General features: G+C 51.9%; 16 protein-coding genes. 15 read left to right on the top strand and 1 reads right to left on the bottom strand.

Translation table 11 applies throughout. The features are described from left to right. Window positions 1–7 precede the first annotated feature (7 nt). From ruvB to ACTNCH_RS07250, 11 genes are all read left to right on the top strand, one after another. Window positions 8–1,018: a Holliday junction branch migration DNA helicase RuvB gene (gene ruvB, locus ACTNCH_RS07300; protein WP_441017402.1), complete on the top strand. Its 1,011-nt coding sequence runs from the start codon at window positions 8–10 to the stop codon at window positions 1,016–1,018. Window positions 1,019–1,057: 39 nt separating this feature from the next. After that, complete coding sequence (locus ACTNCH_RS07295; RefSeq protein WP_441017399.1) at window positions 1,058–1,438, top strand: cell division protein ZapA; 381 nt, start codon at window positions 1,058–1,060, stop codon at window positions 1,436–1,438. Between the two features lie 68 nt (window positions 1,439–1,506). After that, window positions 1,507–3,726, top strand: coding sequence for a DUF3656 domain-containing U32 family peptidase (locus ACTNCH_RS07290; RefSeq protein WP_441017396.1), 2,220 nt, complete (start codon window positions 1,507–1,509; stop codon window positions 3,724–3,726). Between the two features lie 4 nt (window positions 3,727–3,730). Continuing rightward, window positions 3,731–5,104 carry an FtsW/RodA/SpoVE family cell cycle protein gene (locus ACTNCH_RS07285; protein ID WP_441017393.1) on the top strand — a complete coding sequence of 458 codons (1,374 nt, stop codon included), beginning with the start codon at window positions 3,731–3,733 and terminating at the stop codon, window positions 5,102–5,104. Continuing rightward, window positions 5,040–6,530 carry a peptidoglycan D,D-transpeptidase FtsI family protein gene (locus ACTNCH_RS07280; protein ID WP_441017390.1) on the top strand — a complete coding sequence of 497 codons (1,491 nt, stop codon included), beginning with the start codon at window positions 5,040–5,042 and terminating at the stop codon, window positions 6,528–6,530. The genes ACTNCH_RS07285 and ACTNCH_RS07280 overlap by 65 nt, the downstream gene beginning before the upstream one ends. Window positions 6,531–6,605: 75 nt before the next feature. Continuing rightward, window positions 6,606–7,058: an NUDIX hydrolase gene (locus tag ACTNCH_RS07275; RefSeq protein WP_441017386.1), complete on the top strand. Its 453-nt coding sequence runs from the start codon at window positions 6,606–6,608 to the stop codon at window positions 7,056–7,058. A gap of 68 nt (window positions 7,059–7,126) precedes the next feature. Continuing rightward, window positions 7,127–7,444, top strand: coding sequence for a hypothetical protein (locus ACTNCH_RS07270; protein ID WP_441017383.1), 318 nt, complete (start codon window positions 7,127–7,129; stop codon window positions 7,442–7,444). A 4-nt stretch (window positions 7,445–7,448) separates the two neighbouring features. Next, window positions 7,449–8,309: a DUF2953 domain-containing protein gene (locus tag ACTNCH_RS07265; protein ID WP_441017380.1), complete on the top strand. Its 861-nt coding sequence runs from the start codon at window positions 7,449–7,451 to the stop codon at window positions 8,307–8,309. Window positions 8,310–8,357: 48 nt separating this feature from the next. Then, entirely contained in the window at window positions 8,358–8,765 is a 408-nt protein-coding gene (locus ACTNCH_RS07260; RefSeq protein ID WP_441017377.1) for a GerW family sporulation protein, read from the top strand. Between the two features lie 85 nt (window positions 8,766–8,850). Continuing rightward, complete coding sequence (locus tag ACTNCH_RS07255; protein ID WP_178038553.1) at window positions 8,851–9,012, top strand: hypothetical protein; 162 nt, start codon at window positions 8,851–8,853, stop codon at window positions 9,010–9,012. A 12-nt stretch (window positions 9,013–9,024) separates the two neighbouring features. Continuing rightward, window positions 9,025–9,954, top strand: a complete 930-nt coding sequence (locus ACTNCH_RS07250; protein ID WP_441017373.1) for a TraX family protein — start codon at window positions 9,025–9,027, stop codon at window positions 9,952–9,954. A 59-nt stretch (window positions 9,955–10,013) separates the two neighbouring features. Here ACTNCH_RS07250 and rpmB read toward each other — a convergent pair whose 3' ends face one another. Further along, window positions 10,014–10,199, bottom strand: a complete 186-nt coding sequence (rpmB, locus tag ACTNCH_RS07245) for a 50S ribosomal protein L28 (RefSeq protein WP_158362047.1) — start codon at window positions 10,197–10,199, stop codon at window positions 10,014–10,016. Window positions 10,200–10,443: 244 nt separating this feature from the next. On the opposite strand from rpmB, the gene ACTNCH_RS07240 reads away from it, so the two are divergent. Genes ACTNCH_RS07240 through ACTNCH_RS07225 form a run of 4 tightly spaced genes read left to right on the top strand, consistent with a single transcriptional unit; the run spans window position 10,444 to window position 16,357 of the window. Then, complete coding sequence (locus ACTNCH_RS07240; protein ID WP_158362048.1) at window positions 10,444–10,800, top strand: Asp23/Gls24 family envelope stress response protein; 357 nt, start codon at window positions 10,444–10,446, stop codon at window positions 10,798–10,800. A 25-nt stretch (window positions 10,801–10,825) separates the two neighbouring features. After that, complete coding sequence (locus tag ACTNCH_RS07235) at window positions 10,826–12,466, top strand: DAK2 domain-containing protein (RefSeq protein WP_441017368.1); 1,641 nt, start codon at window positions 10,826–10,828, stop codon at window positions 12,464–12,466. A gap of 3 nt (window positions 12,467–12,469) precedes the next feature. After that, window positions 12,470–14,527, top strand: a complete 2,058-nt coding sequence (gene recG / locus ACTNCH_RS07230; protein ID WP_441017365.1) for an ATP-dependent DNA helicase RecG — start codon at window positions 12,470–12,472, stop codon at window positions 14,525–14,527. 21 nt (window positions 14,528–14,548) lie between these two features. Continuing rightward, window positions 14,549–16,357 carry an ABC-F family ATP-binding cassette domain-containing protein gene (locus tag ACTNCH_RS07225; RefSeq protein ID WP_441017362.1) on the top strand — a complete coding sequence of 603 codons (1,809 nt, stop codon included), beginning with the start codon at window positions 14,549–14,551 and terminating at the stop codon, window positions 16,355–16,357. Window positions 16,358–16,443: the final 86 nt, after the last annotated feature.

The following is a 16,443-nucleotide window of genomic DNA, read 5'->3' as shown; positions in this document are numbered from 1 at the left end:
CAGACAGATGGGAAAACGTATTATTACAACGGAGGCGATTGAGGAGGATATCCGCACAGATTACAGTCTGCGGCCTCAGACGCTGGACGAATATATCGGCCAGGAGAAGGCCAAGGAAAATCTGAAAATCTATATCCAAGCAGCCAGAAACCGGGGAGAATCTCTGGATCATGTGCTGTTTTACGGCCCGCCGGGACTGGGCAAGACCACACTGGCAGGAATCATTGCCAATGAGATGGGCGTCCATCTGAAGGTGACCTCCGGTCCGGCTATCGAGAAGCCGGGAGAGATCGCGGCGATTCTCAATAACCTGTCCGAGGGTGACGTACTCTTTGTGGACGAGATCCACAGGCTGAACCGGCAGGTGGAAGAAGTGCTGTACCCGGCGATGGAGGATTTTGCCATTGACATCGTAATCGGAAAAGGGGCGTCTGCCCGTTCTATCCGGCTGGATCTGCCTCATTTTACCCTGATTGGGGCAACGACCCGGGCGGGACTTCTGACGGCACCGCTGCGGGATCGGTTCGGCGTGGTACATCATCTGGAGTTCTATACGGACGAGGAGCTGCAGATGATTGTGGAGAGATCGGCCCAGGTGCTGGGCGTGGAGATTGACCCCAAAGGCGCTCTGGAGCTGGCCAGACGCTCCCGGGGAACGCCGCGACTGGCGAACAGGCTTCTGAAGCGGGTACGTGATTTTGCCCAGGTAAAATACGATGGGAAGATCACGAAGGAGATCGCGGATTTCGCGCTGGATCTGCTGGAGGTGGATCGCTATGGGCTGGATCAGATCGATCGACGGATTCTTCTGACTATGATTGAGAAATTTATGGGGGGTCCGGTGGGCCTGGATACCCTGGCGGCGGCCATCGGCGAGGATTCCGGCACCATCGAGGACGTGTATGAGCCCTATCTGATTAAAAAAGGCTTTATCAACCGGACGCCGCGGGGCCGGGTGGTTACGGAGCTGGGATATCATCACCTGGGTGTTGTGCCGGAGGGGACCCCTGTGGTATAATAGAAACAGGTATCCAAAAAATCAAAGGACGTGAACAGGATGGCAATGAAAAACGCGGTAGAAGTGGTTGTCGATGGCCGGGTCTATAAGATCAGCGGATATGAGAGCCAGGAATATCTGCATCAGATAGCAGTCTATATCAATGAAAAAATGACCGAATGCCATAAGACGGAGAATTACCGGAAGCAGAGCAGTGACCAGCGCCAGCTGATGCTGAGTATGAATCTGGCAGACGATTATTTTAAAGCCAAGAATCAGGTAGAAAAGCTGACGGCTGAGCTGGAGAAGAAGGAACGGGAGCTGTACGGCGTCCGGCATGATCTGATCGAGGCGCAGCTTGAGCTGGAGAATCTGAAGGGAGAGAAAAAGAACTCCGGACAGAATTCCGCAAATAACAGAAACAACAGACAACAGAAATAAAAAGAGGAGGGCGCCAGAGAAGATTTGGGCGCCTTCTTTTGTGAAAGCGTGTTTATGGAGGTAGGAAAATGAGACATCAGACAGAGCTTCTGGCTCCGGCAGGCTCCTTTGACAGTCTGCGGGCTGCGGTTAACGCGGGAGCAGACGCGGTATATATTGGCGGAACCCGCTTCGGAGCCCGGGCCTATGCGGACAATCCGGACGAAAAAGGAATGCTGGAGGCCATAGAATTTGCCCATCTTCATGGCTGTGATCTCTATATGACGGTCAATACGCTCCTGAAAGACGGGGAAATGGAGGAGCTGGGCGCGTATCTGAAGCCCTACTACGAGAGCGGCCTGGATGCGGTGATTGTACAGGATCTGGGCGTGTTTTCTTATATCAGGGAGAATTTTCCGGACCTGGATATCCATGCCAGTACGCAGATGACGGTACTGGGAGCCGAAGGAGCCAGATTCCTGAAAGAGCAGGGAGCGTCCCGTGTGGTGACGGCCAGGGAGCTGTCTCTTGAGGAGATTCGCCGGATTCACGATACGGTAGATGTGGAGATCGAGAGCTTTGTGCATGGAGCCCTTTGCTATTGTTATTCCGGACAGTGCCTGATGAGCAGTATGTTTGGCGGACGGAGCGGAAACCGGGGACGGTGCGCGCAGCCCTGCCGTCTTCCCTATCAGTTAAAAGGAGAAGGACGGATTCTGGGAAAAAAGGGAGAGGAATATATTTTAAGCCCCAAGGATATGTGTACCATTGAGATCCTGCCGGAGGTGCTGGAGGCAGGCGTCTGTTCCCTGAAGATTGAAGGACGGATGAAGCGGCCGGAGTATACGGCAGGGGTTGTACGGATTTACCGGAAATATCTCGACCGCTATCTGGAATACGGCAGAGAGGCGTACCGGGTGGAACCGAAGGACTATGGTGAGCTGCAGGCCCTTTATAACCGGGGTGGCTTTTCCAGAGGCTATTATGAGGTGCACAACGGCCGGGAAATGATTTCCCTGACAAGACCCAGTCATTTCGAAGAAAAGGGAAAGAAGGCGCTTAAGGAGAAGCAGCAGTACGAGGAACTTCTTCAGGAGATAAAAAAAGAATATCTGGACAAGAATAAGAAGGAGGCCATCGAAGGCAGCTTCCGGATTTCTGGGGATGCCCCATCTAAGCTGAGGGTTCGTTATGGGGATCTGGAGATCAGCGTGGAGGGCGAGCCGGGGCAGATACCGAAAAATCAGCCCATGACGGAGGCAGATCTGAGAAAACAGCTTCAGAAGACCGGCGATACGCCCTTTACCTTCGAAAAGCTGGAGATTCAGATGGAGGGAGAGATCTTTTGTCCCAACGGCCAGCTGAACCGGATGCGGCGGGAAGCTCTGGAAAAGCTGGCAGCCGGGTGCAGGGAAGAAGGCTATAGAAGCTGCGGGGAGCAAAGACCTCCCCTGCGGGCGCCGGAAAGCGGAGAAGGATCGGAGAAGCCTGATCAATTTACACTCCGGGTACAGTTGGAGCATGGGGAGTATCTGCAGGAGGTGCTGGCATTTCCGCAAGTGAAGGCGGTTTATCTGACCAGTGAAAAGCTGGATTTTGAACGCCTGCCGGAATATGTGAAGCAGTGCCATGAGGCAGGCAGGGAATGTCTGCTGGTGCTGCCTGCGATTTTCCGCACGCCTGCCAGACGATGGTTTGAGGAACGGATTTCCCTTTTGCAAAAGGCGGGACTGGACGGTCTGGTGCTGAAGAATCTGGAGGAGCTGGAATTCGTAAAGGAGCAGGGGCTGGACGGACTGCCGCTGATTGGCGATCACAACCTGTACAGCTGGAACCGGGAAGCAGCAGAATTCTGGAAAAAACAGGGAATTTCAAGGGAAACTCTTCCGCTGGAGCTCAATGACAGGGAGCTTCGGGAGCGGGGCGCAGACGGGGCCGAGCTGATTGCTTACGGGTATCTTCCGCTGATGACGACGGCAGGCTGCCTGCACCGGACGGTGGAGCGCTGCGACCATAAGGAGACGGTCCGTATGCTGGTGGATCGATATAAGAAGGAATTTCCGGTGGTGAATAACTGCCGTTATTGCTATAATGTAATTTATAACAGTGAGCCCCTGTCTCTCCTGAATAATAAAGAAGAGATCGAACGGCTTGCGCCGGAGTCCCTGCGGCTGTGCTTTACGCTGGAGAGCCAAAAGGAGCTTCGTCAGATTCTAAAGGATTACACAGAGGTGTTTTGCGGCGGCATGCCGGGCAGAAAACCGGAATACAGCTACACGAAGGGACATCTAAAACGGGGAGTACAGTAAAGCTATGGTCTTTCTGATTACAGATTTATCCAAATACGCGTTTATCATTTTGATTGCGCTTTATACCTCCTTATGTTATTCCGTGCTGAAAAAACGGGATCAGGAGGAGGTGCGCCACGGCTTCCGGCTTCAGATTCTGAATCTTTTTCTGATTCACGCGCTGGCCTTTGTGGTGCTGTATGTGCAGACGGAGGATCCGAAGCTGCTGCTCTTTTACGGGTTCCAGTTTTTTCTGCTGCAGGCGGTGCTGGTATTCACAAGGGTAATCTATCCTAAGGTCAACCGGCTAGTGCTGAACAATATGTGCCTGCTGCTGGCTGTGGGCTTTGTAATTCTGACCCGTCTGTCTTACGATAAGGCGGTACGGCAGTTTCAGATTGCGGCGGCGGCGCTGGCCCTGGCGCTGCTTGTGCCGGTGCTGATTCGGAAATGCGCGTTTCTGCAAGGGATTCCCTGGATCTACGGAATCGGAGGTCTGGCGCTTCTGATAGCAGTGGCAGTGGTGGGAAAAACCACGTCAGGGGCGAAGCTTTCCCTGGTGATCGGCAGGCTGGTATTCCAGCCCAGTGAGTTCGTAAAGATCTCCTTTGTATTCTTTGTGGCGGCCATGCTGAGCCGGAGCACGGAATTTGCGGACGTGGTGCGGACTACGGTTCTGGCGGCGGCCCATGTGCTGGTGCTGGTGGCGTCCAGCGATCTGGGCGGCGCGCTATTGTTCTTTGTAACTTATCTGGTTATGCTGTATGTAGCCACCAAAAAGCCTTTGTATTTTCTGGCAGGCCTGGGAGCCGGATCGGTGGCTGCGGTGATAGGATACCGGCTCTTCGCCCATGTGAGGATCCGGGTGCTGGCTTGGACAGATCCCTTCAGCGTCATAGAAAAGGAGGGATATCAGATCACCCAGTCGCTTTTCGCCATTGGAACCGGAAGATGGTTTGGTATGGGTCTGAACCTGGGAATGCCGAATAAAATACCGGTGGTGGAGCAGGATTTTATTTTTTCCGCGATTGCGGAGGAGCTGGGCGGTATCTTTGCCCTCTGCCTGATTCTGATCTGTATGAGCTGCTTTATTATGTTTATCAATATTGCCATGCAGATTAAGAACCGGTTTTATAAATATACGGCTCTGGGCTTTGGAACCTTTTACGGCTTCCAGGTATTTCTGACGATTGGCGGAGCGATCCGTTTCATTCCCTCCACAGGGGTGACACTTCCGCTGGTCAGCTACGGCGGAAGCTCCCTGGTATCCAGCATTCTGATGTTTTACATTATCCAGGGAATGTATCTATTAAAGGAAGACGAGGATTTGCAGATTGAAAAAGAGCGGGCAGCCAGAACAAAAGAAAGAAAAGCAAAGAAAGCAAAAGAAAAATCATGAGCTGGCAGTGGTTACCTATCTGTTCATCGGCCTGTTTGCGCTGATGGCGGGATATTTTATCTATTTCGATGCGGTCTTAAGTCCGGATGTGGTGAACAATCCCTACAATGCCAGACTGGACGCTTTTGCGGAACGTGTCATTCGCGGCAGCATCCTGGCTTCGGACGATACGGTGCTGGCAGAAACAAAGGTGGCGTCCGACGGAACGGAAACCCGGGAATACCCTTACGCGAACCTGTTCGCCCATGTGGTGGGGTATTCCACCCGGGGAAATACGGGAATCGAGCAGCTGGCCAATTATTATCTGCTGACCTCCGGGATCTCTCCGGCGGAGCAGCTGAAAAATCAGGTAAAGGATCAGAAAAGTCCCGGTGACAATGTGATTACCACACTGGATATAGACCTGCAGCGGACGGCCTACGACGCTTTGGGGAAGAACCGGGGCGCGGTAGTGGTACTGGAGCCGGAGACCGGCCGGATTCTTGCCATGGTATCCAAGCCGGATTTTGATCCGGGCACCATCAATGAAAAATGGGATACCCTGACGTCGGAGGATTCCTCCGGAAGCAGCGTCCTGTATAACCGGGCAGCCCAGGGACTCTACGCGCCGGGATCGACCTTCAAGATTGTGACTCTCCTGGAATATATGCGGGAAAATCCGGATTACGCGGATTTCACCTACAACTGTAAGGGAAAGGTGACAGAGGGCAATTATACCATCAGTTGCTACAATAAGAAGGCCCATGGAACGGAGGATCTGACAAAGGCCTTTGCCAAGTCCTGTAATTCAGCCTTTGCCACCATCGGCCTGTCCCTGAATGAGGTTTCCCTGAAAAATACCTGTGAGGGGCTTCTGTTTAACGGGGAGCTTCCGTTGCCGCTGACGTATTCCAAGAGCTCCTTTTCCCTGACGGCAGACGCGACGCCGGCGCAGCAGATGATGACGGCTATCGGTCAGGGAGAAACCCTGGTATCGCCCGTGCATATGGCGATGCTGGCAGGCACCATTGCCAACGGAGGCGTGCTGATGAAGCCCTGCCTGCTGGACGAGGTGCGCAGCGCAAAGGGGACAACTGCGAAAACCTTTGAGGCAGAGGAATATGGTCCTCTGATGACAGCACAGGAGGCAGAAGCGCTGACGGAATATATGAAGGCTGTGGTTACGGAGGGAACCGGAAAGAAGCTTTCGGATCTGGGCTTTGAGATAGCGGGCAAGACCGGAACAGCGGAATACACCAGTGATAAGAAGAAGAGCCATGCCTGGTTCGTGGGCTTTTCCGATACGGGAAGCCGGGATATCGCCGTCTGCGTACTGGTGGAGGAACGGGGCAGCGGTAGCGAATACGCCGTACCCATTGCCCATCAGATTTTCCGGGAATGGTACGCCAATAAAACACTAAACGAGCTGATGAACGGGACAGAGTAACAAACGCTTGTCAAATTCCCCAAAAAGCGGTATACTATATCTAGTTTGAGACACACCAGGACAGGGGGTTTTGCAATGATTGAAGCAACCAGTTGTGGCGGTGTGGTAATATTTCGAGGTAAGATCCTGCTTTTGTACAAGAATTACAAGAACCGGTACGAGGGCTGGGTGCTGCCGAAGGGGACTGTAGAGCCGGGAGAAGAGTTTAAAGAAACGGCGTTAAGAGAAGTGCGCGAGGAAACAGGCGTAGAGGCTGCTATTATCAAATATATTGGTAAGAGCCAGTATTCATTTACAGTGCCGGAGGACACCGTTGAGAAGGACGTCCACTGGTATCTGATGATGGCAGACAATTATTACAGTAAACCACAGCGCGAGGAGTATTTTGTAGATTCGGGTTATTATAAGTACCATGAGGCCTATCATCTGCTGAAGTTTTCCAATGAGAAGCAGATTCTGGAGCGTGCCTACAATGAGTACCTGGATCTGAAAAAGAGTAATCTCTGGGGCAATAAAAAGTATTTTTAAGTAGGAAGAGAGGGTGTCGCAAGCAGATTTCGATACCCTCATTTTTCAAATATGGAGAGGATTCACGGATGCAGTGGGCGGAACATCTTTATCTGACAGATAAAACGGCAAAGAAAAAGGATAAGATTATAAGAAAAGCCAACCGTGGCATAGGAATGCTCAGCATTTATCTGATTACCCTGGCCTCCAATCCGCAGAATCTCTTTGATATTTTTCACGCGGCCCATCTGAAGCAGCCTGCCTTTTACCGGCAGGATCTCTTTGTGGTGGGAATTGCTTCCGGCTATGAAGAGGCGCTGGAGCTGGTGCAGGAGATGATAGGGGATATCTACCGGCAGACCGGAGGCTTCGCTGTGCGGGAATATTTTGGCAGGACGGAGAAATGACAGCATGTGGCATAGTATTCTGATGATATTGAAAATAGTGCTGCTCATTCTTGCGGCGGTGCTGGGTCTGGGGATTCTGGTTCTGGCATTGCTTCTTTTTGTGCCTGTCCGGTACGAAATCCACATCAGAAAAAGGGAAGAGCTGCAGGCGGAGGCAAGGGTGCACTGGCTTTTGCACCTGATAAGGCTGCCGGTCAGCTACCGGGACGGGGAACTGTCGGCAAAGGTGAAGGTGCTGTTCTTTACGGTAAAGGATCTGCTGGCCAAAGAGCAGGAGATCCGGGAAGGAGCCAGAGAAGTCTTCGCAGACTGGGAGGAAGACGCAGAGGCGGACAGAGAGGAACAGACAGAAACAGCCGCAGGGCAGGATACGGAAGAAGCAGTAGCAAAAGAGGTTGAAAGGGCGCCTGAGGAGCGGACAGAAGAACCGGCTCATAAGAAAAAGAAGGCTTCCGGAAGCTCTGTGAAATCAAAATTAAGAAATCTTAAATATACATTACATCGGTTCTATGTTAAAATAAAAAGAATCAAGCGTTTTGCCACCGACGAGCGCACAAAGGCTGCGGTAAGCCTGGCATGGAGTCAGCTAAAGAGATTGCTGGGAAAGCTGCTTCCACGGAAGGTGCGAGGAGAAGTGCGTTTCGGTACCGGGGATCCGGCTCTGACCGGCCAGATTCTGGGCGGTATCAGTATATTTTATCCGCTTTTTATGGATAATGTGAAGGTAACGCCCGATTTCCAAGAGACGGTGCTGGAGGGCGAACTGTATGCAAAGGGACGTATCCGGCTGTTTACGGTCGCCCGGATAGCCTGGAAGCTGTACCGGGATAAGAATATCCGGTTTGTATACCGAAGACTTGGCTAACGCAAAACGACATTCAGAAATCAGGAAGGACCAGAAGGAGGTTTTTTTATGAATAATACATTTGATACAACAGTAGAATCCCTGTTTAAAGGAATGGACAGCTTTATTACGACAAAGACCGTGGTAGGCGACGCGGTAACCATCGGCGATACGATCATTTTACCGCTGGTGGACGTGTCCTTCGGCGTGGGCGCAGGCGCGTTTGCCGGAGAAAAGAAGCAGAACGCAGGCGGTGGTATGGGAGCGAGAATTTCACCCAGCGCGATCCTGGTGATTTCAGGCGGCGTGACAAAGCTGGTTAATGTGAAGAATCAGGATACGGTGACAAAGATCCTGGATATGGTGCCGGATTTTGTCAATAAGTTTACCTCTGGCGGAAAGAAGAGCGAAAGCCCGGTGGCGGACGCTATTCAGGACGCGGTAGACGTTATCGAGAAGGAAGAGCCGGAGGCTTAAAACCTGGAACGAAGATCCGGGCAGGATACACATTTTCGGAGGAACGGACATAGAATAAGATAAGAAAACCACGCCGGGAGCCCTTATGAAGCAGCTGCTTGGTTTTGTGATGTTCTGGATAGGCGTCGGAATCCTGACAACCTTTTTTATGCCGGTGAACGGCTGGTTTGTGCGGGCGCTGGCAGCCTTTTCCCTGATGATTGTGGGTTATAATCTGTTCTCGTCCGGAGGAAAATGCGGAAGATAAGGGAGATAAGAAATGTCTGTAACTACATTAAAGCGGATCGCGCTGTTTACCATGGTGCTTAACTATGTAGGGGCGCTGATCCCCGGGATGCCGGTGGTTTTCCAGTGGCTTGGGAAGCTGTCTGCGCCGTTGTTTTTCTACTGTATGGCGTGGAGTCTGGAAAAAACCAGCGATAAGAAGGCCTATTTTAAGAGGCTGTATATCGCGAGCGTATTGCTGGCAGCCTTCAACCTTCTGATGTCCATTGTGGCGCAGAAGACAGGACTGGTAACGGCTGTAACCACCAATGTGTTTGCAACGCTTTTTGCCTCTGCCTTTCTGGTAGATGTGATAGAGTACGCAAACCGCCACCCGAAGCGGAAGCTCAGGATCTGGTGTAACTATCTTTTTTACCAGGTGGCTATCGCGGGCGTGTGGGCCGGGCTGTATGAAGTAGTGGAAGTACCCTACGCAGTGCTGAACTTCGGTTCTGCCGTACTGGGAAGCGCCCTGACCTGTGAAGGGGCTCTGATGTATGTGCTGATGGGTGTTCTGTTTTATTTTACAAAGGAGGATAAGAGCAAGAAGAGAATGGTTCTCGGCTATCTGGGAATCTTTCTGGTGTTCTTTGTGAATTCTGCCTTTGGTCTCTGGGGCCGGCTGTTCTCCATGGTGGGACACGATGTGCTGGTAGCCCTGATGGAGATTATGACGGGACTGGTGCTCTGGGGAGCGTCTTTCCGCCCGATATTCGATCTGTCACACATGTTTCACAATGATTTCCAGTGGATGATGATTTTCGCCCTGCCGTTGGTGCTTTCCTGTAACGGAAAGCTTGGATTCAGCAAAAAGAAGCGGAAACGGGATAGCCTGACTCCAAAGTTCCGGAAGTATTTTTACTACGTATTCTATCCGGTGCACGTATATGTGCTTTGGTTCATCGGGGCAGTTTTGATGAAATAGAAGAAAAAAGGCACAAAAAAAGGAGCGGCTCAGGCTGCTCCTAATTTTTCAATCTTAACTTAAGCTCTCTCAACTGCTCCGGACTTCAGACAGGATGTACATACATACATCTTTCTGGCAGCGCCGTTAACCTTAACCTTTACAGACTTAACATTGGATTTCCACATCTTGTTGGAACGTCTATGTGAATGGCTGACGTTGTTTCCGAAATGAGCGCCTTTTTCACAGATTGCACACTTTGCCATGTTTGCACCTCCTCTTGAACGATAGTGAACCTATATATAGGCTCGCAACATAGGTTATTTTAGCAGATACCACTATATTTTGCAAGTATAATTTTAAAAATATTACAATTTTTTATAAAGTATGAAAAATAGCTTCCTTTTCCGGCAAAAACAGGTTATAATACACTATATCTGTGTCATCTGATGAGGAAAAGGAGGACACAGGCTTTTTTGGTGAATTAAAATAAGAGTGGAGGTAATGATAATGAAGGGACTTATGAATACGCAGATGGGCGCGGTCATGATTGACCCGGAAGTTATTGCCAGATATGCAGGTTCCGTAGCGGTAGAGTGCTTCGGTATCGTTGGAATGGCCATGGTAAATATGAAAGACGGACTGGTAAAGCTCCTGAAGGGAGACAACCTGACCCGCGGCGTAAACGTACAGATCAACGATAACAAGATTACGCTTTCCTTCCATGTGATCGTGGCTTACGGCGTGAGCATTTCCGCTGTATCCGACAATCTGATGAGCAATGTAAAGTACAAGGTGGAGGAGTTCACCGGAATGACGATTGAGAAAATCAACATCTTTGTAGAAGGTGTCAGAGTCATAGACTAATTTTCAGGAGGAGTTTTTTGTCATTATGAAAACAATAGAGGTAAACACGCTTACAAAGATGTTTTTAGCCGGAGCTAAGAACCTGGAAGCGAAAAAAGAGTGGATCAACGAGCTGAATGTATTTCCGGTGCCGGACGGCGATACGGGAACGAACATGACGCTGACCATTATGTCTGCGGCTTCCGAGGTGAATAACCTGTCCGAGCGCACCATGGAGACAGTAGCGAAGGCGATCTCCTCCGGTTCCTTACGGGGAGCCCGCGGAAATTCCGGCGTAATCCTGTCCCAGCTGCTCCGCGGCTTTACAAAGGGAATTAAGGACTACGATACACTGGATGTGATGACCATATCCAATGCGTTCCAGAAGGCGGTAGAGACGGCCTACAAGGCAGTTATGAAGCCCAAGGAGGGAACCATTCTGACCGTAGCAAGAGGAGCGGCTGATAAGGCGGCGGAGCTTGCTCTGGAGGAAGAGGATCTGGATGTATTTTTCTCCGGTATCATTGAGGAGGCAGAGCGTGTACTGGCTACCACGCCGGATCTCTTACCGGTTCTGAAGGAGGCAGGCGTAGTAGACTCCGGCGGACAGGGTCTGGTAGAGGTTCTGAAAGGCGCTTATGACGCTTATCTGGGAAAAGAGGTGGATTACACCTTTGAAGCGCCGAAGTCCGCTCCGGTGAAGGTAAGCGCTGAGACAGAGGCTGAAATCAAGTTCGGTTACTGTACTGAGTTTATTATCGTATTAGATAAGAAGTTTGAGCATAAGGACGAGATGGAGTTTAAGGCTTTCCTGGAGTCCATCGGTGATTCCATCGTATGCGTGGCAGATGATGATATCGTAAAGATTCATGTACATACGAATCATCCGGGTCAGGCCATTGAGAAGGCGCTGACCTATGGCTCCCTGTCCCGCCTGAAGATTGACAATATGCGCGAGGAGCATGAGGAGAAGCTGATTAAGGACGCTTCCAAGATTGCGGCGCAGCAGAAGGCAGAAGAGCCGAGAAAGGAGATGGGCTTTATCTCCGTATCCATCGGCGAGGGTATCGGTGAGATCTTCAAGGGTCTTGGCGTGGATTACCTGATCGAGGGCGGTCAGACCATGAACCCCAGCACCGAGGATATGCTCAATGCCATTGACAAGGTAAATGCAGAACACATCTTTATTCTGCCGAACAATAAGAACATTATTCTGGCGGCAAACCAGGCGAAGGCTCTCTGTGAGGATAAGGATATCATCGTTATCCCCACCAAGACGGTTCCCCAGGGAATTACGGCCATGATCAACTTTATGCCGGATTCCAGTGCAGAGGAGAACGAGGCCCGTATGACCGAGGAGCTGACCAACGTGAAGACCGGCCAGGTGACTTACGCAGTGCGTGATACCCACATTGATGACAAAGAGATCAAAGAGGGAAATATTATGGGTATCGGCGATCACGCGATTCTGGCAGTGGGCGAGGACGTAGAGCAGACCACGCTGGATATGTTCAAGGAGCTGATCGATGAGGATTCCGAGCTGATCAGTATCTATTATGGCGAGGATGTGAAGAAAGAGGACGCAGAGAAGTTGGGCGAGAAATTAAGCGATCTGTACCCTGACTGCGACGTCGAGGTTCATTTTGGCGGACAGCCCATTTACTATTATGTGGTATCTGTGGAGTAGACGATGAATACAGCTTCCCCAATTACAGCCCTGAAGGGCGTTGGAGAAAAGACAGCAGCGCTCTTTCACCGTGTCGGGGTCGACACGGTGGGAGAGCTTTTGTCTTACTATCCGAGAACATATGACGTATACAAAAAGCCGAAGAATTTCGCTGACCTAGAGCCGGACAGAGTCCAGGCGGTGACGGCCATGCTTCACCGGACGCCGGAGGGAAAGAAGGCGGGCCGGTATCATATTACCACGGCAGCGCTTACAGAGAACGGAATCCGCCTTAGTCTGTCCTGGTTCAATATGCCGTATCTGCGCAACAGCCTGCTGCCGGGCCAGACCTATATTTTCCGGGGCCGGGTACAGAAGAAAAAGGAACGGCTTTCCATGGATCAGCCGGAGATTTACACGCCGGAGGATTATGAAAAGCTTCTGGGTACCATGCAGCCGGTCTACGGACTTACCGGAGGGCTCTCCAATAAAACTGTGACAAAGGCAGTGCGGCAGGCATTGGACGAACTGGCGCTGGATCCGGAGTATCTGCCGGAGCATATCCGGAATGAGCAACAGTTAGCCGAATATAACTTCGCGCTGCGAACCATTCATTTTCCGGTGAAACGGGAAGACCTGCTGCTGGCCCGGAAACGGCTGGTGTTTGATGAGTTCTTTTTGTTTATCCTGGCCTTACGTCAGATGAAGGAGCAGACCGAAGACACGGTCAATGCCTGTGTAATTCGTCCGGGAGCGGCGGTTGAAACCTTGCTTTCTTCCCTTCCCTATGAGCTGACCGGAGCCCAGAAGCGGGTCTGGCAGGAGATACAGTCCGATTTGGCCGGAGAGACGGTCATGAACCGTCTGGTACAGGGTGACGTGGGATCTGGCAAGACGGTGCTGGCGCTGCTTGCCCTGCTTTCGGCGGTGGAAAGCGGCTTTCAGGGGGCGATGATGGCCCCGACTGAGGTTCTGGCAAGGCAGCATGCGGAAAGCATCCGGGAGCTGCTTCTGGGGCTTTCGATGGAGGACTGTGTGGAGCTGCTGACCGGATCCATGACGGCAAAGGAAAAGCGGGAAGCCTACGCCCGTATCGAAAGCGGCGAGGCACGGATTATCGTCGGAACCCATGCGCTGATTCAGGAAAAGGTGCAGTATGCCCGCTTAGGTCTGGTGGTGACCGATGAGCAGCACCGTTTTGGCGTCCGCCAGAGGGAGACATTGGCAGGAAAGGGCCTGCATCCCCATGTGCTGGTTATGAGCGCCACACCCATTCCCCGGACGCTGGCGATTATCATTTACGGGGATCTGGATATCTCCGTCATCGACGAGCTTCCGGCTAACCGTCTGCCCATCAAAAACTGCGTGGTAGATGAGAGCTACCGGCCCAAGGCCTACCGCTTTATCGAGCGGGAGGTGGCAGCCGGACGGCAGGTGTATATCATCTGCCCCATGGTAGAGGAAAGTCCGGAAATCGAGATCGAAAATGTGATGGATTATACGGAGAAGCTTCGAAAAGAGCTGGCTGCCGGTATCACAATCGAATATCTGCACGGGAAAATGAAGGCGGCAGAGAAGAACGACATCATGGAACGGTTCGCGGCCGGCGAAATCCAGGTGCTGGTCTCTACGACGGTTATCGAGGTGGGCGTCAATGTGCCGAACGCTACCGTCATGATGGTGGAGAACGCGGAGCGCTTCGGCCTGGCCCAGCTTCATCAGCTCCGGGGACGCGTGGGACGTGGAAGCCACCAGTCCTATTGTATCTTCGTGAGCGGATCCGACAGCAAGGAAACCAGAAAGCGGCTGGAGATCCTGAACCGCTCCAATGACGGCTTTTATATTGCGTCTGAGGATCTGAAGCTAAGAGGGCCGGGCGATCTGTTCGGCGTCCGTCAGAGCGGGATCCTGGAATTCAGGATAGGGGACATTTTCACCGATGCGTTGATTCTGCAGGCAGCCAGTGAGGAAGCAGCAAAGCTGGAGAAGCAGGATCCAGATCTGAGCCTTACGGAGCACCGGGGGCTTCGGGAGAAGCTTTCGGAGTACCGGAGAGCGGGGCTGGAGCGGATGAGTTTGTAAGGAGAAAAAGACAGAAGTATTATGAACATTTTAAATATTGAGCACGTAAGCAAGCTTTATGGAGATAAATGGATTTTTGACGATATTTCCTGCGGAATTCAGGAGAATGAGAAGATAGGTATCATCGGGATCAACGGAACCGGAAAAACTACTTTGCTCCGGATTATCGCAGGAACGGAGGAGCCGGATAAGGGTCAGGTGATCATGCAGAATGGCGTGAAGCTGGCGTTTTTATCCCAGGCCAATACCTTTCCCGAGGGCGCGACGGTGCTGTCCTGCGTGGCAGGCGGCGAAGTCACCGAGTACGATGCGAAAAATATGCTGAATACCTTGGGCGTCCCAGATCCGGAGGCGCGGATCGAGACCCTGTCCGGCGGGCAGAAGAAACGGGTGGCCCTGGCGCGGACTTTGCTGCTTCCGGCGGATATCCTGATTCTGGACGAGCCTACCAACCATCTGGACGAGGAAATGATCCGCTGGCTGGAAACCTATCTTCGAAAATTCCGGGGAACCGTGATTCTGGTAACTCATGACCGTTATTTCCTGGATCGGGTTACCAATCGGATTCTGGAAATCAGCCGGGGAAAGCTCTACAGCTATCAGGCCAACTATTCGGGCTTCCTGGAGCTGAAGGCAAAGCGGGAGGAAATGGAGCTGGCCACCGAGCGGAAGCGGCAGAGCATTCTCCGCATGGAGTTGGAATGGGCGGCCAGAGGCTGCAGGGCCCGGACCACCAAGCAGCAGGCGAGACTGGATCGGCTGGAAGCGTTGAAGGCCGGAAGGGCTCCGGTCTTTGATAAAACCGTGGAGCTGGATTCGGTCGAAACCCGCATGGGCAAGAAAACCATCGAGCTGCACCACGTATCCAAGGAATACGAGGGCCGAAAGATTGTTGAGGATTTTACCTATATTTTCCTGAAAAATCAGACGATCGCGTTTGTTGGCCCGAATGGCTGTGGAAAGTCTACTTTGCTGAAAATGATAGCAGGGCAGATCCCGCCGGATTCCGGCGATGTGGAGGTGGGCGAGACGATCAAGCTTGGCTATTTCGCCCAGGAGCTGCCGGAAATGGATGAAAATCAACGGGTTATCGACTACGTGAAGGATATTGCCGAGTACATTCCCACCCGGGACGGGCGGATTACGGCGTCCCAGATGCTGGAACGCTTTCTGTTTACACCGGATATGCAGTACGCGCCCATCGGAAAGCTCTCCGGCGGAGAGAAGCGGCGGTTGTATCTCCTAGGTGTCCTGCAGACCGGCCCCAATGTGCTGGTTATGGACGAGGTCAGCAACGAGCTGGATATTCCCACGCTGACGATTCTGGAGGATTACCTGAACTCCTTTATTGGCATTGTAATTCTCGTTTCCCACGATCGATATTTCCTGGACAATGTGGTGGATCGGATCTTCGCCTTCGACGGCAACGGTCATTTCCGCCAGTACGAGGGCGGCTATACCGACTATATGGAAGCGCTGGCCCGGGAGCATGGCGCAGCAGGGACGGATTTTGGCGGCGCTTTAAAGAGTATAAAAGCAACGGGAGCTTCCGAACCCGGCGGAAAAAAGAAGGCCACCTGGGACAAGGGTGAGAAGAAGCTGAAATTCACCTACAAGGAACAGAAGGAATTCGATACCATCGAGGACGATATCGCTGCGCTGGAAGCGAAGATCGAGGAGCTGGATAAAGAAATGATTGCCCATGCCAGCCAGTATAGCCGCTTAACGGAGCTTGCGAAGGAAAAGGAAGAGACGCAGAGCCTTCTGGAAGAGAAGATGGAGCGCTGGATGTATCTGACGGAGCTGAAGGAAAAAATTGACGCCCAGTAGGTGCGGTAATGAGAAAAACAAGGATAGAAAGACAGCCTTAAACATGATAAAATCAAAGACAGAGTAATAGATACGCACAATATCGT

The sequence above is a fragment of the Candidatus Merdisoma sp. HCP28S3_D10 genome, assembly GCF_052065835.1.
GTDB lineage: Bacteria > Bacillota > Clostridia > Lachnospirales > Lachnospiraceae > Laedolimicola.
This window is presented reverse-complemented; position numbering and strand designations above follow the sequence as displayed.